This is a genomic window from Roseburia intestinalis L1-82 (genome assembly GCF_900537995.1).
Lineage (GTDB): Bacteria > Bacillota > Clostridia > Lachnospirales > Lachnospiraceae > Roseburia > Roseburia intestinalis.
Genome location: NZ_LR027880.1, coordinates 2,669,371 through 2,689,507 on the forward strand (window position 1 = coordinate 2,669,371; position 20,137 = coordinate 2,689,507).

Here is a 20,137-nt window from a genome sequence, read left to right on the forward strand (position 1 = left end):
GCCCCTAAACTTATCTGGCTTTATCTTCTCTGACTTTTGGCAGCTCCTTCCCTGCCGTTTCCTGCTTTGCCTCCGATGTTTTTCTTGCCGCAAAAGCATCTGCATTATACTTGTACTCCTGTGGTTCAGCTACCATCGGTGAGTAGATGATCTCTCTTTCTGTATCCGGTGCTTTCTGTTCCTTATCCTTTGTCTGCTCCATACGCTTTTCCTTATCAAACTGCACATTCATAGCCAGATTATCCAGCTTATCAATCGAGGCGTCCAGATGCATCTCCATTGATACAAGCAGTTTTCTCACTGCTTTCATAGGGGCAAGTACAGCCTTTGTGAGATGGTGTTTCTGTTCTTTCTGTGAATAATCCACCTCCGGCTTATCTGCAAAGGTACGGAACGCATTGTTTACGGTCTGCCCGGCTTTTCGGAGTCCCTTTGCAAGAAGTGCTGTCCTTGCAATATCCCTGTCTGTAGATACAATCGTATCTTTTACCACTGTTCTGACATTGAGAAGTCTTTTCTTAATTCCTACAAATTCTGTCACCCTGTAAAGTGCCGCCCTGCCCTTTGCCTTTGTTTCATCAACAATATTCTTGGCAGTAGATTTTACCTGTACCTTTATCTCAGATACCTGTGACTTTATCTGCTCACATCTGGCATTGAGTCGCTCCTGTGCTTCTGTTAATGCTTTTTTTGCATTATTGATAAGGGTATCTTCCTGCATTTTCTTGATCTGGTCCTGCATACTGGTAAGTTCTTCTGTCATAGACACAATCTTTTTTTCCAGACCGTCCACATAGGTGCATATCTCAAATACATCATTTGCCTGTTCTTTCATAGTATTCTTTTTTAATAAATCGAGAAGTTCTCTTATGATCTCCTCATTAGTAAGTGTCTTTTCTGCTTCCATCTGCTTTTCCTCCTTATAAACGGGGCAGCATATGCCGCCCCTTAGCCTTAATTATCGAAAGGGTGTATCCTTTTTATCCTTGTCGGGATTTCCGTGGTTCTGTTCGGCATTCTCCCTTGCTTTTTCGTTGCTCTTATCCTTTGCTTTCTCATATTCTGCAATAATCTCATTATAGAGCTTCTCCCTGAAATCCTTTGTGACCGGATAGCAGACATCCTGATAAATCGGTTTGCCATTCTCGTCCACCTGCTTTGTCTTATAAGAAGGCATTGACACAAAGATTTTTTCTTTGCCCTGAAGGATATTTACATTATTTACAATGAAGCTGTTTTCAAAGTAAATACGGGCAAGTCCCTTGATATTACTGCCTTCCCTTTCATAAGGTGTTACCGTCACGGAAAACTCCGGCATTTCCTGAGTTTTTCCCTGTGTCTGTGTTTCTGCTTTCTCCGGCTCCCTGATTTTTGCATAAGCCCCAAGGATATTAGTATAGAGTTCCTCACGAAACTCTGCCGTGATAGGATTGCATACATCCTTATAAATCACGCTGTTTTTCTCATCACGCTCATTGGAACGGTATCTTGGCATTGATACAAAAAGCTCTCCCTTTTCCTTATTTTCAAGGATTGCGATATTGGTAATCTTGAATGAATCACCAAATACCACGGTCGCAAAACCCTTGATATTGCTGCCATCTCTTGCTCTTACCTCGTTTACCTTAATTGAATACTTCATACGCTGTTCCTCTCTTTCTTATACTTCTGAATTATCATTGTTTTCTGGTATGATAAGCCCACACCAAAGCTGTTCTATCTGTTCACAAGACAATCTGCCATTTAACCAGTTGCCAAGTGTAACAACCATTCCGTCCTGCTCATAGTAGAGCCATTCCTGTGTTTCGATGTTTCCCTCATACACGATAGTCACATCAAAATCAGGCATAAATAATCCTGCCTCCGTATCCCAGATACAGGCAACTCCCTGTCTGAGTGTCAGATTCAGGCTTTCGACATACACAGACCAGCCGCTTACGACAATCTGAAAGTCATCATCAATCTCTGCAATATCATCCTGAGTGTCGATCAGCTCCTCCATTTCCGATACAGCTTCTTCTATCTCCCCCAGTCGGTATCTCTTATTCATCTGCCGCCTCCTTATATCTGCACCTGACAACAAAACGCATTGTTCCCTGTCCCGGCATTCAGCATTTCACTTCCGGTTTCTTCCATTACCGGGTATCTGATATCTATTCCCGGTATCTCAATAATGCCGATGATACTGCCTTCTTTAAGAATGGCTTTCTCCTCTTTACTAACGGTGGTTTGCTCTTTCTCAACCTCTGTCCTTTCATCCTGCTTCTCCTCCAATGTCTGCTCAAATTCATTTATGAGCTGGTTCGTGTTTCTCTCTCCGGTTGTACACCAGAAAAAAGGGACTGCCATAATGGCAATCCCTGCTGTAATCAGTAGTCCTGCGACCACTTTCCTTATACTCATAGAGTTTCACTCCTATCTTTTCCTGTTTCTGTCTGGCATATAGATTCCCTTATCCTCTGCAACAATACCCGCATTTTCTATTCTGTCCTCAGACTTTTCTTCGTCCGGTCCGCCAAGATCTGCATCCATAGCCTTTGCGTTCTCAAGGTCAAGCTGGGCATTTAATTCATACTGCCTTGCAAGTTTTTCTTCCAGTTCTGCACTATATGCAAACGGCTTGTCATACTCCGCCTTTGAAGCCTCAAGATCATTTTGGTACTGTTCAATCTTCTTTTCCAGAAAATCAACATTTTCGTGAAGTCCGTTGAACAGGTTCTCCAGCTTTACCATACTTCCCACCGGACTTGTGGAAAGTTCCGCCTTGTATTCCGTCTTTCCACGAAGCACCATATAGTTGATACTGAGGAAATTCTTTTCCACCAGAAGCTCAAAGCCGTGGAACTTACCGACTGGAGTGGTTTCGCCTGTCTTACATTTGCTGATTGCTTCAAGCATTACGGTTCCACCATCCACTCGCTCTGTATAAGTTGCATTGCCTATGGTAATGGCAAAATCCGGGTTATCAATCAATTCCTTATCCCTTGCCTTTATATCCTCCCTGACATTGGCAAGTTTCTCTGTCGCAGTTTTGATGAGTTTTGGATATTTGATCATAAAATTATCCTGCAATCCGTATCTCTGATTATCATACGACGCTTTTAAGAGCTTTAATCTCTGGACATCATTGTCAACCTCCATCTTTTCCCTGATTAAAGGGTTGCCTGTCGCAACCGCCTTAATCTCCGCATAAGAAAGTGTTGCCTCATCAATGTCCTCACAGCTTCGGCTCACTGCCTTGCTTGTCATAACCTGACTGATGAAACGCTGCTTGTTTTCCACAAGTGACCAGTTGTATGCATCAAAGGTTTGTTTTGTAACATATCGGTAGATTGCCACCTCATCGTTTTTATTTCCCTGTCGGATACCTCTGCCTTCCCTCTGTTCAATGGAAGAAGGCTTCCACGGGCAATCGACATGGTGCATTGCAACAAGGTGTGTCTGTACATTAACTCCGGTTCCGCACTTATCTGTCGAACCGATAAGGACTTTTTTCTTACCTGTCCTCATTTCCTTAAAGAGTGCATCCCTCTGTGCGTCTGTTTTTGCATCGTGAATAAATGCTATCTCCTCCGCAGGGATACCATACTTGATAAGTGACTCCTTCAGATAATCATAAATCGTAAAGTCCTTGTCCGGTCCCGGTGTTCCAATATCCGAAAAAATAAGCTGACAGCCTATATGACCATCAGCATTTCCTTTTACATATTCTTTCCAGACATTTTCCGCTACCTTATTGAGCTTTCCGTCCGGGTTGTTCGGTGCGTCCTTATCAATCAGTCTTGCGTCTGTTCCAAGAAGTCTTGCTTCGTGCGTAATCTTTAAGAAGTTGTCAACACTTGGATCAACACCCCCACCCCTTATCCTTTCTGCCCTTACAACAAATTCTTCCATTACCTGCTTCACATACCAGTCCGGCTCCGACTCCACGATAATAGGCTTGCCGCCACGGAGTGCAGGCACATCAAGGTCAAGCATATCCGCTGTCTGCACATCGGCGACCTCACGGAAGATGTTCATAAGCTCCGGCAGATTGGTAAACTTATTGAACCTGCTCTTGAAACGGAAACCACTGCCCTCAACCGTAAGCTCCAATGCCGTTGTTACTTCTCCGAAGTTAGCCGCCCACGAGTCGAAATGATGAATTCCCATCTCCTCAAGTGCCGATTTCTGCAAATAAAGCTGCATAACATACATCTCACACATCGTATTGCTTATCGGTGTTCCGGTAGCAAATACAATGCCCCTGCCATCATTTATCTCTGATAAATACTGGCATTTAAGCTGCATATCCGTTGACTTTTTAGCCCCACTACTGCTGATTCCCGCCACATTATTCATCTTTGAAAATGTGGCGAGGTTCTTAAAATTGTGTGCTTCGTCTACCATAATAGAGTCAACACCCAGCTCCTCAAAGGTAATGAGGTCATCTTTCCTGCTCTCATCGGTCAGGGATTTAAGCTGTTCCTCCAGCTTTTTCTTCTGGCTTTCCATCTGCTTTACGGTCCAGCGTTCCCCATTCCGCTCCTTCATATCATCAATCGCATAGGTGATCTCATTTATCTGTTCATTAAGCATTCGCTCCTTTCTCTCTGCCGAAATTGGAATTTTCTCAAATTGCGAGTGCGACATAATGATGCAGTCATAATCGCCTGTCGCAATCCTTGATACAAACTGCTTTCTTCGGCTCTTTTCAAAATCACGCTCCGTTGCAACCAAGATGTTTGCTGACGGGTAAAGCCTTAAAAATTCACTTGCTGTCTGCCCGATAAGCGGCTTTGGCACTACCATAATTGTCTTATTGGCAAGTCCGAGCCTTTTCTGTTCCATACACGCAGCCATCATCTCAAACGACTTTCCGGCACCGACACAGTGGGCAAGCAGGGTATTTCCTCCCATAAGGATTCGTGCCACCGCATTTTTCTGGTGCGGTTTTAATTCAATTTCAGGGTTCATTCCCGGAAACTGCAAGTGGCTTCCGTCATACTCACGCAGGCGGATATTATTGAAGGTTTCATTATAATACTCCACATACTTCTGTCTGCGTTCCGGTTCTGCAAACAGCCATTCCTTGAACTTCTCCTTGATCATATTCTGCTTTTCCCTTGCAAGCATTGTCTCATTCTTATTGACTTCATAATGGTACTTGCCATCACCGTCATCAATCCTGTCCCTGACAGTGACCGTTTTTAAATTCAATGTTTCCTCAAAAATAGAATAAGCATCCATCCGGCTTGTACCATAGGTTTTCGTTGCCGCCACGGAATGTTTATCCATACTTTTGTTCTCAATGAACCATTCCATATTCATTTTATTCAAGTGTACCTGAATACCGGAATTATAATACTCCGTTCTGATTGCCCTTGCCCTTTTTGGTGTATTAAGCAGCTCATAGATAAACTGTTCATAATCAAGCGGTTCAATCCAAGTTGTACCAATCTTTACATCTATATCCGAGGCTTCAATCCATTCCGGCTGAACTTTCTCTAAGGCTGCGGCATTGGCGGCAAATCTTTCTGCCTGTGGATCGTCGGTATCAGCCGCCATTGCCTTTGCAACACGCAGCTTATCCCTTACATTGCCTGACAGATATTCATCTGCTGTCTCCCAGCCTGCGTCCGGGTTATTTTCATTGTAACGGTCAGGATTAAGAAAAATAATTCCATCGAGTTCCTTTATGAGAGTATCCCTGTCTGTTTCATAAATGGAGAGCATATAAGGAATATTTACATATCCAAACTCATTGACCGATACATTAAGAGCCTCAACTGCAGTTTCTACCCTGTCCACCACGGACTTTGCTTTAATCGTCTGCTTATAAAACATATCAGCCTTCTTCACCTCCCCGTCCTCATTTACTTCTTCCAGACTGCAAAGAAGCGGATAATCGCTGTCATCCCTGAACGCTGTACGGTTTGCTTTGGAAGTGATTGCTCCATACTTTCCAACGAATTTATCATATTTTACATTCAAAAGCTGCTGTTTGTCTGCAAGCTCCTCATCACTACAGCCCTCCATCTGGATATCAATCAGCTCTCTTGTTATCTGTCTGATTTCATCAAGGCTCTTAATACGCCCCTCCGCTGTCGGTGATACTTTCTGCCTTACCATCTCTGAATTTTCCCTGTAGTAAAGTTTTCCTTCAAAGAATGTGTAAGTATAATTTCTGACATCCGGATCAGCGGGAATGACTTCCTCTGTCTGTTCCTCATTATCTGCCAGTCTCTCAAAATCTGTCATCTGTGCTTTGATGTTACTGATTGCCTTATTGAGTGCTTCATACAGATTGAAGTTCTCATCATTATTCACACAGACGGTATATTTGCTGTCCTGTCCGAACATCCTTGTATCATACTGCATTGTACCAAGCATCATCTCCGGGTGCTCTGCAAAATAGGAATTGACTGCTATGCCATCACCTGTGACACCAAGATGTACCCAGTCAGGCTCTATATCAATTTTTCGCTCTCTTTTCTGTAAAAAAAGAATGTCCGCAGTCACCTCAGTTCCTGCATTATCCTTAAATGCAGTATTCGGAAGTCGGATTGCTCCCACAAGTTCTGCCCTCTCAGCCAGATACTTTCGTATAGTCGGATTGCTCTTATCCAGTGTTCCCTTTGTGGTAATCACTGCAACCATACCTCCCGGTCTTGCCTGATCGAGTGCTTTTGCCAGAAAATAATCGTGAATACGGAAGTTATACTTGTTGTACTTTGGATCGAATATCTTATAATCTCCAAATGGCACATTTCCCATAACAACATCAAAGAAGTTATCCGGATATGTGGTGTTTTCAAATCCTGTAATACTGATATTGGCATTCTGGTAAAGCTGTTTTGCTATTCTTCCCGATATGCTGTCCAGCTCCACTCCGTACAGCCTGCTTTGCTGCATTGGTGCTGGCATACTTCCGAAGAAATTACCGATACCCATAGACGGCTCCAAGACATTTCCGCCTTTAAACCCAAACTGCACAAGGGCTGAATTGATACACGTTGCAATCTCCGGCGAAGTGTAAAAGGCATTATTTACAGTTGCTCTTGCCGCACTGTATTCCTCATCGGAAAGAAGCTCTTTCAGTTCTGCATACTCTTTGCTCCACGCAGCATTATTCTCATCAAATGCCTGTGACAAGCCTCCCCAGCCGACAAACTTTGATAAAACAGTCTGCTCCTCCTGTGTTGCAAGTCTGTTTTCTGCTTCAATCTGCTTTAGTGTACAGATTGCATCAATGTTCCACTGGTATCTGGTCTTTGCACCACCCTTTTCTGTTTCCCACAGGTTATAATGGAAATTGAGTTTTGTCTGGTCTTGTGTTTTTTCTTTTCCACGCAGACCTTCCACTGGCGGTAATACTTCCTGTGCAGGTGTTTCAGGGGCAGCCTCCTGTGGTTCGGTATCCTTCTGTGGAATATCTGCCGATACATTCTTATCCTCATCAGAAATTATACGACCATCCGTGTCAATCTTGGTATTCAAGCCATATGCAATCGCCCGTTCTCTGGTTTTAAGACGGCTTTCTCTCACACTGTCCTCAATATCAAAGAACTTGCGGTAAACAGGATTCATCTTTTCCCTGTCAATCTTATTTTTTATGGTCTGATAGATTGCCTTCTGGTCCTCTCCACAGTAAAATGGCTGTTTTACCATATAGGATAAGATTTCATATACCTCACGCCATGATACGGTATCCCCTGCCCTCTCTCCATTTCTGTTTTTGTAGCTTACTTTCACATCTGCACTGCTTAAAGTGTATTCTGTGAGTCCATACTGATTATTGCAATATGCCTTTCTCTCACCCTGAACATTTCCCATCGCTATCTCACAGATCAGTTCCAGCTTATTCGGCATAAATGCAAAATCCGATTGCACCACATCCATAAGGAAAGCACGGAATGGTGTGTAACAGCTACATTCTGACACAAGTATCTCAATGGCATCTCTTAAATCTTCATCCATTGCAGCTACACGGTCAGCATAATCAATCGGCTTGATATACCGTAACTCAGCCGCCTTTCTGTTTACAGCATAACTGTCAGGCTCATCAGGAATAGCATAATCATCAATTTCTGATTTTTCCTCCTGCGTATCAACTTCACGGTACTCTGCGTCAATGACTTCATCATCTTCACGAAGTCCGTCCATTGCAAGCTCATCAATACGAGGTGTCTCCGACTGGTATTCTCCGGTAAGGATAAGTACACCGATTTCCTTTTCGACATTCTTCCACGAAACATATCCTTCTACTTCTCCATCTTGATCTTTCCATTGGATACGAAGTCCCGAACCGTGAAATGTGTCATACCCGTGCAAGCCCAGACCGTCAAGCGGCCAGCTTGCACCACCCTGACCATATTCTGCCTTGATACGCTTTGCTCTGGTTCCAGCATCTATCTCTGTGCGGTAAATTTCACACACTCTGCCTTTTCCACCGACAAAGCCAGTCCCTCTCATAAGTATTTGTTTTACATACTCACTTGGTACACTTTCTGCCTTTTTCGGATTGAGATAGTTATATTTTCCTGCAAGGGCAGTCTTTCTGTCCTCCTCATACTGACGCATAAATTCATTGTGTCTGGTTTTCTCTGACTGCTTCACACCAAAACTAGCCTGCCCGTTTTGGTCGAAAAAAAAGGAAGCCTGTGTATATTCGGCTTCCTTACTGACACCCAATGAGTTAATCTCATCAAGCTCTCTATTTAATTCTTCCTGTATTTCTAATGAAACTTCATCACGATCTGGTGGAGCACTACTTCCTCTGCCTGCATCTTCGCCTGCTCTCTTATCTTCCACATCTCCATTGTCGATGATGGATTCTGTGGCTTGTGCTTCATTAGATACTGTTCCTCCAACTGGTCGTAAAGCTGGTTTGCTTCCTCCTCTACTGCCGACATCTTCTCGTACATCTTCCCGAATCTCATCAGTGTCTTGTACCTTGCCGGTTCGTTCTCCAGAAGATACTTCATTGCCATTCTCCCGTATCTGCCCAGCTTCGTTAAATCCTCTGTCTCGTCCGGCATTGTCAGCTCCGGATACAGCAGTCCGTCCACTTCCTTGTAAGTCATTGCTTCTAACATATGATATTCTCCTTTCGCTCTCAATCGTTTGTAAATTCCTACTAAATTCTCTAAGAACACTACAGGAGACATCGCATACAAGGGAACCAAGACGGTAAACTATCTCCTCATCTTTGATGTTTACAATCTGACTGAAATCCTGTTCTTGCACAGATAAGTCAAATCCACATCTCGTCCCTACAGCATACATAACACTGGAATATACTAACTGCTCCATATCGCTATCCTGCTGTAAGCCCTTGCGTTTTTCGTTGAATTCCTTTATCACACTACCTGATAGCTGCATTAGTTCGGACATTCTATCCCCGAACTCCTCTTTTATTATATTCCAAACATTTGTTCCTGTAAACTGTTTTAGCGTATTTTTTAGTGATTCCCTGTCATCGCTTTTATACCGCTCCATCTGTCCTTCCGATACCAGAAAGTCTGCATAACTTTTCAGGTTTTCCCCCTCCAGATCCCAAGTCAGCTTCACATTCTTTCCGCCTGTATCACTGATATCGAAAATATATCTCATACGGGGATTAAGTGCCCTTGAGGGGAAGATAGCACAGCCCTTTGCTCCACGCTTTACATATCTTCCCACTTTCTTCCAAGTGTCATAATCTGCCATAAGGGTACTTTTCTCCGGTGATCTCTGAGCTGTTACCATAACGATATTATCAAATTCATAGCGGTATAACTGACCAGCAACTTTTAATACATCTTTCCAGTTCTTTTCAGAACGGGTGATGTTGCTGATTTCTGAATCATATATCGCTTTGACCTTCATATCAACACTCATGTGTCACCCTCCTTTTACTTCAGTAATTCTGCAAACATTTCCTTAAAGAGCTTTGACTCCTCCCCGTCAAGCTCAATCACAAATTCTGCATCAACCGCCTGTCTATCACATTTGCCCTTTCCTTTTACAATCTTTCGCATAATCCTGAGAAGCACATAACACTGCTTTGACTTGGCTATGCTCTGCTTAAAGGCAAGTCCGTCGCTGTCAGCCGACTGCTGTGTCTCATAGACAATCACATTCAGCTTTCTGCTGATTTCCTCAACTTTCTCATATGGAATACTGACAGACGATTTTACCTCTCCCGGTCTTTCCCATTCCTTATGAAGTTCGTTTAATAAAAATTCCATATCCTTAATAACTGCTGTCTGCTCATTTTTCATCGTGTCTTTCCTCCATTTTCCTTTAATGAAGAAGGGAGCTGTTCTTCGCTGTATGGCGAAAAATCAACTCCCTTCATATCCTCCGCATCAAGGACTATCTGTTCTGAATAATACATATCCATTGCCTTGTTTATGGCATCGTCAAGTGACTCTGCCTTTACTGTCTCTACCCTTGAGAGAACTTCTTTTATCTCAATATCAAATTCTTTTTCCATTCGATATCAGCCTCCAATTCCATTTTTCCTCATCGGCTCTTTTTTTCTTTTACCTGTCTTTCCTTAAAACCTTCATCATACTTTCCATCTTCAAGCCTGTCATAAAAATATTCCTCCTCTATCGTTCCAAATTCCTTATACATCTGGTGCAGGAAATCATTCTGCATATTTTTTGGAATATCATCATCCTTTGACAAATCCTGATAAAAATAAAACTTCTGCTTGAGTTTCGCCCTGTAATCATAAACATCTTTTATCTTTTCAGGTGTCCCGTATTCTCTTTTATATGCCTTAAAGTTGGTCTGCGAAAGTGTGGAACCAAGATAAATCCCGTGCTCCCACGATACCCCAATCGTTGTGTTATCCTTAGTTGGCTCCTCGTCTTTCGGATATCGCTTATACTCTGTTGCTCCAAGAGCAATCGTGAGAGAGCCGCTTTTCATATCCATTACCACAAGATTGCGTGGAGATAATGCTTCAAGTACCATATAATCGTGGTCATTAAAATTATGAAATGTCTGCCCCCTTTCAAATGTCCTGTCGCATTTTTCATAATGCAGGATAAAGTCATCTATCCAGCCTCTATCCGTCATTCCAATCTCATCCATCTTTGTAATACACTCTGGGGAACTTGTTGCCTTATCAAAGTAAAATTTCTTTGAATCATTATAATATCCTTGCAAAAAGCGTCCCAGTTCCACATCATCTCTACAGAATTTTGCAAAAACTGTAACATTTGCTGCCCTGTAATACTCTGTAAAACCTTCCGCAAGCGTTCTTCCAAGAAGCAGCATCTGATCTGCAAGCTCTGACATATCATCAATGGCAACGAACTTCTTATAATCTTCCAAAGTCATAAGCATATTTCTTTCTGTTCCCTTATAATTCTCCATTACAAGAATCATATCCTTTAAATCCATTCTTACCTCCTGTCCCAGAGAGGACTTTCGCCCTCTCTGCCAATTTTCTATGGTCTGCCAATTACTACAATCTTTCCGACACTTGCCACATCACGGTAAACTACGCCAACTCTTTCATTCAGGGCTTCTACCACCTTGCCATTGCCGACATATACTGCCACATGGCTGATATTCTTATATCTTCCGTTGTTTGTGAAACTGTAAAAGATAAGATCACCAGGCTGCATTTCATCATAAGATACGGTCTTTCCTGCTTCATCAAGTCCCTGTGCTTCTGCCGCTGCTGTAGTTGCTCCTCCATAACTGATATTCACACCTGCATCCTTCCATGAATAATACGCAAGTGAACTGCAATCATAATAATTGCCACTATCTCTTAGTTCCTGACTGTAAGGATAACCCACTCTGTGAAGGGCATAAGAGCAGACTGCTTTCTGCCTGCTATCTGTAATACCACTGAGGATTGCATTTATTTCATCCTCTGTCATGGAACTTACTCCGGGGCTTCCACCGCCTCCACCGCTTCCACTTCCAGCATATCCAAGCTGTCCCATAAACTCAGGACTCATGATCTGCTCAAGCATTTCTACCTGATCAGAATTAAATCCATAAACGGAAATCATATCTCTGTATGATTTGAGCGTAACATTTACATACAGTACCGACTTCGTAACAGTTGTTACATTGCCATCTGCGTCTGTTTCCTCCACATCTTTTGTTCCACTACTTGTAGTATAAGAACACATATCATTTACTACAGTCTGCAACCACCCCTTTGATATATCATTCATAATTGTTGCAGTATCGCCTACACCATACTTGACCATGTAGACCGCCATAATGTCGTAGTAGTTACTTGGATTTTCATCCATTCCCTCATAATCTACATACACCAGTTCGCCAAAGTCATATCCGGTATGTTCATTCACTTTGGTATTCACATCACGGTTAAATTCAGACACATAAGCACTTGTAACTGTCTGCACTGTATCTCCTGACTCCAGCGGCGGTAAAAATAAGGCAAATGGTGAATTATAAAGAATCGCTATCACAGCAATAACCGGAACTGCAACGATTACCACTAAAAGAACCAACAGCAAAAGTACAAGTCCGATAATCGGAGCTGCCGCCTTTATCCAGAGAACTGCCTTTTTTACAATCAGATCTTTTACCAGTTTTACAACACTGTCCGTCTGATTTTCCTGTTCTTTCATCTTATCCAGAAAAAATTTAATCTTTCTGCTACGGTTCGCTGCTTTCACATCCTTCGCCTCAATAGATACACCCGTGGCATAGCCTGCCGCCATGCCGACTGCTGTACCTGCTCCCGGTGCAACCGCTGTACCTGCCGCTGTGGTTGCCGCTTTTGCCGTAGTTTTGGCAGTTTCTTTTGCAGTGTTCTTGGCAGTTTCTTTCGCAGTTTCTTTCGCAGTTTCTTTCGCTGCTGTCTTTGTCGTGTCACCGGCAACCTTTTTTGCCGTATCACTGGCAGCTTTCTTTCCCATCTTTTTTGCCAGCTTCTTTCCTGTTTCTACCTTCTTGATACGCCTCTTTGCTTCGGCTGCCGCTTTCTTTCTGAAAAGTGACGCTCCCCTTGAAGCAGTTCCCGTAACCGGACGGCTTGCTTCATATGCAAGATAAGCTGCCTGTGACACTTCCTGCCCGCCTTCCACCTGCTCTGTAACTGCTCCAGTCGCAAGTGCTCCCGTTCTTCCTGCTATATGAAGATTGGTATTCTTCGTCTTGATAGAAGTATTGGACTCCCGTATATTTCTCTTAAATTTTGAAGGTTCCTTTTCTTTCTTCTCTGCCTGATGAATGGTACTCTTACGATAAGACTTCTTTTTACCTGTATCATTTATCTTTGCACTGGCAATTTTCGGACCACGCTGTACAGTGTAAATGTTACTGCCCTTAATTTTAGCTTTCTTCGGTTCATGCATATGAATCTTAGCTTTTTTCTTAGTGTGAATGACCATAGGCTTGTCATCCACTTTTTTTATCTTCAATGTTCCCACCTTCTTTCTGTATCCTTAAAAAAGGTAAAAAGTAGCCATCCGGAACTTAGTCCAAATGGCTGATACATTGCAATTCTAATCAGCAAATTTTGCCTCCCTTTTCTTCTGCTCCGCAATCTTTTCGTGGATATTGGTGTTATACAGTCTGTAAAGGTCAGTGTCCTTGCTGATCTGGTTATCAAACGGAATTACCACGGAACCACACTTGATAAGTCCCATTCCCGATGCAGTATTGGTTACGAAACGAAGCTGTGCCTCTGATACACCGATAACCTCTGCCATCTTGGAACTGTCTGTATTCGCCTGCTTTAAGAGTGCAACAAACTCCGAGTTTGCAAGCATTGTAGTGGCGGTGTAGTTCTGTAAAAGATCCACGACGTTCTGAGTGATACCCGTGCACAGTCCACCTTGTTTCCTCACCTTCTTCCAGAGCTGCTGTAAATATTTTGCAGAATACTCCGAATTAAGCAGGACGTGGAACTCATCAATATAGAGCCAGGTTGCCTTGCCCTTCTGCCCGTTTTCTACAATTCTGTTCTGAATGGACTCCATCATAACAAGCATTGTGATAGGACTAAGTTCCGTGCCTAAGTCCCTGATACCATATACCGTGAATCGGTTATCTACATCAACATTTGTCTGATGGTTAAAGATATTGAGGGAACCATTTACAAAAAGTTCCAAAGACAATGCGATATCCTTTGCTTCGTCCTCCGGCTGTTCCATAAGGATATCGTAGAAGTCACTCATTACCGGAATATACTTTTCCCTGCCCCTTGCGATGTCGATATACATCTTTCTCACGCAGCGGTCAATGATTGATTTCTGTCTGGAATTTAAGCTGTCCCCGATACACTGCTCACAAAGACCAAGCATAAATTCCCCTTTTTCCCTTATCATTCCCTTTGAATCATTCGGATCAAGACTCCACACATCCATCTCAAGCGGATTTACATAGTTGTCCGTGTATGTGGACATATTTACCACGGTTCCGCCATAAGTCTGTGCAATATCAAAATATTCGTTCATCGGATCAATGACGATAATCTCATCATCCCCCGATAAAAATACGCTGCCCATTTCCATCTTACAGAAGAATGATTTGCCGGAACCCGGCACTCCGAATACAAAGCCATTTCCGTTGATGAGCTTCTTTCTGTTGCCAATATTCACATTCTTACTGATCTGGTTTATACCGTAATAATTACCTGTACTGTCATTCAGTTCCTGCACATTGAACGGCATAAGCACCGCAAGCGACTGGGTAAGAAGGGTACGCATTGTTTCCACCTGTCTTACACCAATCGGAAGTGCCGTGTTGAGTGCTTCCCTCTGCTTTAAGTAGTGTGTATCAATCGTACAACTGTTACGTTTTCCGATTGTTTCTACTGTTTCGCAGACACTCTCAAGCTCCTTCTTACTTTCTGCCATAAGGATAATGGTAACTCCTACAAAGAAAAGACACTGGTCATTCTCACGAACATCATCCATAATTGCCTCAATCTCTTTTTTCTCCGTTCTCTTTGCATAAGAGATTTCTGTGGAGAAGTCATTGTTCTTATTACGGACTCTCTGCTGCTTGATAATATCCGATTCAATACCAAGATATTTCTTCTGAAGCACCTTTGTGGTCAAATCCTTTGGCACAGGCACTACATCAATACTGGTAATGGAGTGTACCGGAAGGGAAGTAATCTCATTGATAAATCTGTCAGATAAACTGCTGGGATACTTCTTAATGAAAAGTGCCTTGCAGTATTTACTCTCGTCCTCAAAATGGTCTGGGAAATATTTCACCATACCATTACATAAATCATTCTTAAAATCTGCTCCGACCTTCTTTGCCTTTTTGATATCAAAATCAAAACTGCCCTCATCGCCAAGATGGTAATAGTCATAGAGCACTTTCAGCCTTTCATTGCCGTTAAGCGGCACAATCTCCGCCCCCAGTTCAATGTGGATAGGTTACAATTAACTGGACAGATTTTTTAAGGTCATATAATCTATAATAAATACACGAAGGAGCACTCTTTATGACCGAACAAAAACAACGACGAAAACCTCGCAAATATACAGACGAATTTAAACAGCAACTGGTGGAACTATATCGTTCCGGCAAACGCAGATGTGATATCTGCCGTGAATATGACATTGCTACGTCCCTGTTTGACAAGTGGGTAAAGCAGGCATCCAATTCCGGTTCTTTCCATGAAAAAGATAACCGGACTCCGGAGCAGGAAGAACTGATCCGGCTTCGGAAAGAAAACCAGCAGTTAAGAATGGAAAATGATATTTTAAAACAAGCGGCGCTGATCTTAGGACGAAAGTAAATGTGATCAAAGCAAATGCCCACAAATACTCTGTATCAGCAATGTGCCGCGTCCTACAGGTAAACAGAAGCACCTATTATTATGAAGCAGCAAAAAAAGATGAATCAGAACTCACTGCAGACATTCAGGAAATTTTTAGAAAAAGCCGGAACCATTATGGTACACGAAAGATCAAGAAAGAACTGGCTGATTGCGGGAAACAGGTATCAAGACGCAGGATTGGACGGATTATGAAACAGGAAGGTCTGGTATCAAGCTATACTACAGCACAGTTTAAACCGCAAAAAGACAGATGTAATGAATCAAAAGTAGAGAATGTGTTGAACCGACAATTTCAAAACCAGCCATACCGCAATGTAGTGGTAAGTGATTTGACCTACGTAAGGGTAGGAAACCGCTGGAATTATATTTGTGTACTGATTGATCTTTTTAACAGGGAGATTATTGGATACAGTGCAGGAGAACATAAAACAGCAGAACTTGTAAAACAGGCATTTATGAAAGTAGACGGAAATCTGTCGGAAATCCATATTTTCCACACAGACCGTGGAAATGAATTTAAAAACGAGACAATTGAAGAACTGTTAGAAACGTTCCATATGGAACGCTCCCTGAGCCATAAGGGATGTCCTTATGACAATGCAGTGGCAGAAGCTACGTTCAAGATTATAAAAACAGAATTTGTATGGAATGAAACATTCCATACGCAGGAAGAACTGAAGATAAAACTATGGGATTATGTAAACTGGTATAATCATCACCGCATACATTCTTCCTTAGGGTATCAAACGCCTGTACAATATCGGAAAAATAACCTAAAAAAATTTGTCTGAAAAAGTGTTGACAATCCAATGAAAGCCTTGTGTATTGTTGCCTCAAGTGTGGCAAACTGTGCCTTTGCCTCCTCAAAGTTCTTTCTCTCAATCGTGATCGTCAGGTATCTTTCCTGTTCAATCCCCTGTCTGCCCTCAATAATCTTCTCCTCAATAATGTCATTGTAGATTCTTCGGTAATTATTGAAGCCATCGTTTTTTTCTGTAATAAGAACCTTATCACGGAGATCCTCCATATTTTTGTTCTTATTGTTAATCGTAATCTTATAATTACAGTCCAGCGAATTTAAGAATTTGCAGTATCTTTCAAAAATGCCGATCTGCTCATCCTCCGTTGCCGTTGTGTAATTGATGTCCTGAAAGCGGTAACACTTGGAATACTTATTCCTGCTTACTTCAAAAATACCGTTTTCAGCCACCGCCATAATTTCTATGGTTTCCTGAATGGATTTCGGTGTCTTATACAAAGGCTCACTTGCCTTTTTCAAGAGCTTAAATCCGTCCGTAAATAAACCCATTGTCTCTAACCTCGCTTTCTTATCTGTGAAAGCCCGCCGGGAACGTCACCCAACGGGCTTGTTCCCGACCTCACGGTCAGATACATATGAATAGTTGTGTTTATCCTGCTAACACTAATGGTATATCCATTGACTTCATAACAAAATTTGTGTATAATTTTGTTATCAAATAAGGAGGTGTTTTTATGCCAGCAATCAAATCAAGTGCTGATTTAAGGAATAATTACAATGAAATTTCTACATTTTGTCATAATTATCCTGAACCAGTTTTCATCACGAAGAATGGAAAAGGCGACCTTGCCGTTATGAGCATTGAAGCCTACGAAGAACTGACCAGCCGCTTTGAACTTTACAGCCAGATCAAGGAAGGAATGGACGATATTGTCACAGGCAACACCAGACCATTTTCCGAAGCTATGGCTGATATCAGGAGCCGCCGCAGTCGATGAGCTATCAGGTTCATATCACTTCCACCGCAGAACACGATATTATGCGTGCTGCGGATTACATCGAATTTACCCTCAAAAATCCTGATGCCGCAGATAATCTGTTAGATGCTGCGACTGAGCAGATAAGCTCACTAGCCGACCTGCCACAGAAGTTCTGTCTGGTAGATGATCCGGTACTGGCAAGCTGGGGCATTCGTTTTGTGATAATCAATAATTACCTTGCCTTTTATACGATTGATGAAGAAAAGCAGACTGTAATCATAGTCCGATTTCTCTATCAGAAAAGTAACTGGACTTCCATTCTTCGACAGGGATTTTCCCTCATTTAAGGAATCTGTTTTTATGCAGGTTCCTTTTTAGTGCATTGCTTTATAAGCAGCCACACCCGCTACCGCCAGCACAAACACGGCTGCCAGTCCAAACATCATGTTTCTTGTCTTTTTCTTCATTTCTTCAAATTCCTCCTGTTTCTTTACTGCTGACTCAGATGTTGTAATCTCTGATTGAGTTTTTTTACCTTTCTTCTTTACCTGTCCGTTCTGCTCCATTTCAAAAGCCTTGATAATCGGCTCTCCCTCAGTAGATACATAGGTAAGAGCCTTATTTCCAAACATAAAATGCAGTTTCTTTCCCATATACTCGTAGAAATTCATTCCATTAAAAGAATAAAATCCTCCAAGTGCTATCGGAGCTACACACGGAATCGCCACATAAGCAGAACCCGTAAGACCAATATATCTATAAAGAAGTAATACGATACCGCCACCGACTATCACACTGGCAATAGAAAATACAAGCTGTTTTGCTGTAAGTCCCATTGCCACCGATTCCTGATAACGGTCAATGTCTTTGTTTATTTCAATAACCATTGTCCTCTGCCCCCTATCTTGCTAACTCCTTTGTCTCCGGCTTTCTTGCCATACCGATATTTGCCTCATACATATCCATTCCATCCGGACACAGTTCTCTCAGCTTATCGACATTGAACAGATAAAGAGGATATTCACAATAACCACTCCTCTGTGTAAATCCTGTAAACTCCCCAAGCTCATTTTCTGTGATGAATTTCTCAATATCCGGCATATCATTCACATTCAGATATCCGCAGTAATTCGGTGCAGCAACAGACAAATTTACGGTCACATCACCAAACGGCTCATCGTATCCATCTTCATTACACATAAGCCCGATATACATTGCCTTGTTATTCATATACTGCTGAATATCGAGTGTTACCTGTGTCTCCCCGGAAAAACTGGAATTATAAGTCACCTGTTTCTTTTCATTATCCATAAATGCCTCCTTCTATAATCCGAATGCCTTACTTGTAAGTGTCTGTGCTCCCTTCACACTTCCAACCGTCATTGCTATGGTAAATGTCATTTCACACAGATAAATAAGTGTCTGTGCCCAGTCTGCATAACTTCCCGTAAAGGAAGGCAGCCCTGCATTGATAAATGCATTGCATACCACAATCGCAAGTGCCATTGTTACCGCCTCAAACACACAGGATAAGAAATACTTACAGTAAGTTGACATCGTATGACTTACCATTCTGTTTCCTGCCATTGTAGAGCAGGCGATTGCTCCAAGCGGCACAATGATCAATATTTTTAAGAATCTGAAATACACGGTGTAAATGATAAAGAAACCACAGATAATAATGATGATTGCAAGCAGTGCCGTAAGGATCAGCATTACCAGACTTTCACCAAATCCAAGTTCCTTAATGACATCTGCCTGTGCACTGTCAATGGCAAGCTGTGTTGTTGTTCCTGCCGAAATAAGCCCTACCAGATTTCCGATGGAAGTAAAAAATGCTTTCATAATCGTGACATTATTGGCAACAAACCATTCTGCAAGTCCTAATCGGATAAGCATACGCAGGATTGATTCAAACCTCATTTCATCTTTCACATCTATACTTTCCGAACAGAAACCGATAACAAAGAACAGTACCACAAGGGAAGAACCAACTGCTACAAAGATTGGCTCTATTCCCTCAATGACTGCCCACGGACCACCGCCCTTAAAACTGACGGGCGATTGTCCAAGCATTGCAAAAACCAAAGATATCTGATTATTCCAAAATCCAAACATAGCTTCAAGGAGAGCAAGTATTTTGTCTCCCAGCTTAAAAATATCCATACCTGTTATTCACCTCTTTTCTTCTATTGCAACAGGGATTATTTTTTCCCTATCTTAGAAGCCTAAGAAAGTGAGTACAGTAGAAATACCTGCCATGATAATACCTGCCACAACTCCCTTTAAAGCTGAGTTCATAGTAGATGAATCCTGCTGCTGGTATGCCTGTGCAAATTCCATAACATTTTTTGCAAGGATAATGACACCGACTGCACCGATAACTGCGATCACAAGCGTTTTTAAGTTCTCAAGCGGCTGTGTTACTGCCGAAGTGCCTCCTGCCGCAAAGCAGGTAGTGCTCATAAGCATTACTCCCATAATGGCTCCGGATAATGCCGGAACAAATTTTCTCTTAAAATGAATAAATCTCTGCTTCATACCTTTTTCCTCCATCTGATTGTTGTTGGTTGTCGTAATAATCTGTTCTTTTCTCATATTGGTTGTCTCCTTTTCGATAAAAAAATA

The 20,137-nt window shown here is 42.2% G+C and carries 17 protein-coding genes and 2 pseudogenes; 3 read left to right on the plus strand and 16 right to left on the minus strand.

The features are described 5' to 3' along the window. Positions 1-10: 10 nt before the first annotated feature. The 11 genes and pseudogenes from RIL182_RS12670 to RIL182_RS12715 form a co-directional block, all read right to left on the minus strand. Positions 11-907 (minus strand): DUF6674 family protein, encoded by an 897-nt coding sequence (locus tag RIL182_RS12670; protein WP_006859548.1) that lies wholly within the window; start codon positions 905-907, stop codon positions 11-13. 51 nt (positions 908-958) lie between these two features. Continuing rightward, positions 959-1,642, minus strand: coding sequence for a SpoVG family protein (locus tag RIL182_RS12675; RefSeq protein ID WP_006859549.1), 684 nt, complete (start codon positions 1,640-1,642; stop codon positions 959-961). Between the two features lie 18 nt (positions 1,643-1,660). Beyond that, positions 1,661-2,050 carry a hypothetical protein gene (locus tag RIL182_RS12680; RefSeq protein WP_006859550.1) on the minus strand — a complete coding sequence of 130 codons (390 nt, stop codon included), beginning with the start codon at positions 2,048-2,050 and terminating at the stop codon, positions 1,661-1,663. 11 nt (positions 2,051-2,061) lie between these two features. Beyond that, positions 2,062-2,403, minus strand: coding sequence for a hypothetical protein (locus tag RIL182_RS12685; protein ID WP_006859551.1), 342 nt, complete (start codon positions 2,401-2,403; stop codon positions 2,062-2,064). A gap of 12 nt (positions 2,404-2,415) precedes the next feature. Next, positions 2,416-8,562 (minus strand): helicase-related protein, encoded by a 6,147-nt coding sequence (locus RIL182_RS22065; protein ID WP_334295700.1) that lies wholly within the window; start codon positions 8,560-8,562, stop codon positions 2,416-2,418. A 155-nt stretch (positions 8,563-8,717) separates the two neighbouring features. Next, positions 8,718-9,149 carry a TnpV protein gene (locus tag RIL182_RS22185; protein ID WP_306723541.1) on the minus strand — a complete coding sequence of 144 codons (432 nt, stop codon included), beginning with the start codon at positions 9,147-9,149 and terminating at the stop codon, positions 8,718-8,720. Between the two features lie 726 nt (positions 9,150-9,875). After that, a complete protein-coding gene (locus RIL182_RS12695) occupies positions 9,876-10,244 on the minus strand; it encodes a hypothetical protein (RefSeq protein WP_005602908.1) in 369 nt (122 codons plus the stop codon). Continuing rightward, positions 10,241-10,459, minus strand: coding sequence for a DpnD/PcfM family protein (locus RIL182_RS12700; RefSeq protein WP_005602909.1), 219 nt, complete (start codon positions 10,457-10,459; stop codon positions 10,241-10,243). Before RIL182_RS12700 ends, RIL182_RS12695 begins: the two co-directional genes overlap by 4 nt. A 29-nt stretch (positions 10,460-10,488) precedes the next feature. Continuing rightward, positions 10,489-11,379, minus strand: coding sequence for a hypothetical protein (locus tag RIL182_RS12705; RefSeq protein WP_006859557.1), 891 nt, complete (start codon positions 11,377-11,379; stop codon positions 10,489-10,491). A gap of 47 nt (positions 11,380-11,426) precedes the next feature. Continuing rightward, positions 11,427-13,358 carry a C40 family peptidase gene (locus tag RIL182_RS12710; RefSeq protein WP_134523517.1) on the minus strand — a complete coding sequence of 644 codons (1,932 nt, stop codon included), beginning with the start codon at positions 13,356-13,358 and terminating at the stop codon, positions 11,427-11,429. A 114-nt stretch (positions 13,359-13,472) separates the two neighbouring features. Further along, positions 13,473-15,353: pseudogene (locus RIL182_RS12715) on the minus strand (VirB4-like conjugal transfer ATPase, CD1110 family); the annotation flags it as partial. Between the two features lie 77 nt (positions 15,354-15,430). Here RIL182_RS12715 and RIL182_RS12720 point away from each other — a divergent pair. Then, positions 15,431-16,560, plus strand: a protein-coding gene (locus RIL182_RS12720; protein ID WP_085980126.1) for an IS3 family transposase whose coding sequence is annotated in 2 segments (ribosomal slippage) — positions 15,431-15,698 and positions 15,698-16,560 — 1,131 coding nt in all. Because the reading frame shifts where the segments join, the coding sequence is not laid out codon by codon here. Positions 16,561-16,571: 11 nt separating this feature from the next. Here the strand turns inward: RIL182_RS12720 and RIL182_RS12725 are convergent. Continuing rightward, positions 16,572-17,078, minus strand: a pseudogene (locus RIL182_RS12725) (VirB4-like conjugal transfer ATPase, CD1110 family); the annotation flags it as partial. A gap of 185 nt (positions 17,079-17,263) precedes the next feature. On the opposite strand from RIL182_RS12725, the gene RIL182_RS12730 reads away from it, so the two are divergent. Both RIL182_RS12730 and RIL182_RS12735 read left to right on the plus strand, forming a co-directional pair. Then, positions 17,264-17,527 carry a type II toxin-antitoxin system prevent-host-death family antitoxin gene (locus tag RIL182_RS12730; protein WP_006859090.1) on the plus strand — a complete coding sequence of 88 codons (264 nt, stop codon included), beginning with the start codon at positions 17,264-17,266 and terminating at the stop codon, positions 17,525-17,527. Continuing rightward, positions 17,524-17,856, plus strand: a complete 333-nt coding sequence (locus tag RIL182_RS12735) for a type II toxin-antitoxin system RelE/ParE family toxin (RefSeq protein ID WP_006859091.1) — start codon at positions 17,524-17,526, stop codon at positions 17,854-17,856. Before RIL182_RS12730 ends, RIL182_RS12735 begins: the two co-directional genes overlap by 4 nt. 27 nt (positions 17,857-17,883) lie before the next feature. Here RIL182_RS12735 and RIL182_RS12740 read toward each other — a convergent pair whose 3' ends face one another. The 4 genes from RIL182_RS12740 to RIL182_RS12755 are packed head-to-tail and all read right to left on the minus strand — an operon-like array spanning position 17,884 to position 20,107. Continuing rightward, the gene (locus RIL182_RS12740) at positions 17,884-18,396 is read right to left on the minus strand and encodes a PrgI family protein (RefSeq protein WP_005602918.1); all 513 of its coding nucleotides are present in this window, start codon (positions 18,394-18,396) and stop codon (positions 17,884-17,886) included. Between the two features lie 13 nt (positions 18,397-18,409). Continuing rightward, the gene (locus tag RIL182_RS12745; protein WP_005602919.1) at positions 18,410-18,820 is read right to left on the minus strand and encodes a DUF4313 domain-containing protein; all 411 of its coding nucleotides are present in this window, start codon (positions 18,818-18,820) and stop codon (positions 18,410-18,412) included. A 12-nt stretch (positions 18,821-18,832) separates the two neighbouring features. After that, entirely contained in the window at positions 18,833-19,675 is an 843-nt protein-coding gene (locus RIL182_RS12750; protein ID WP_015520989.1) for a hypothetical protein, read from the minus strand. Positions 19,676-19,729: 54 nt separating this feature from the next. Further along, positions 19,730-20,107, minus strand: coding sequence for a hypothetical protein (locus RIL182_RS12755; RefSeq protein ID WP_005602927.1), 378 nt, complete (start codon positions 20,105-20,107; stop codon positions 19,730-19,732). Positions 20,108-20,137: the final 30 nt, after the last annotated feature.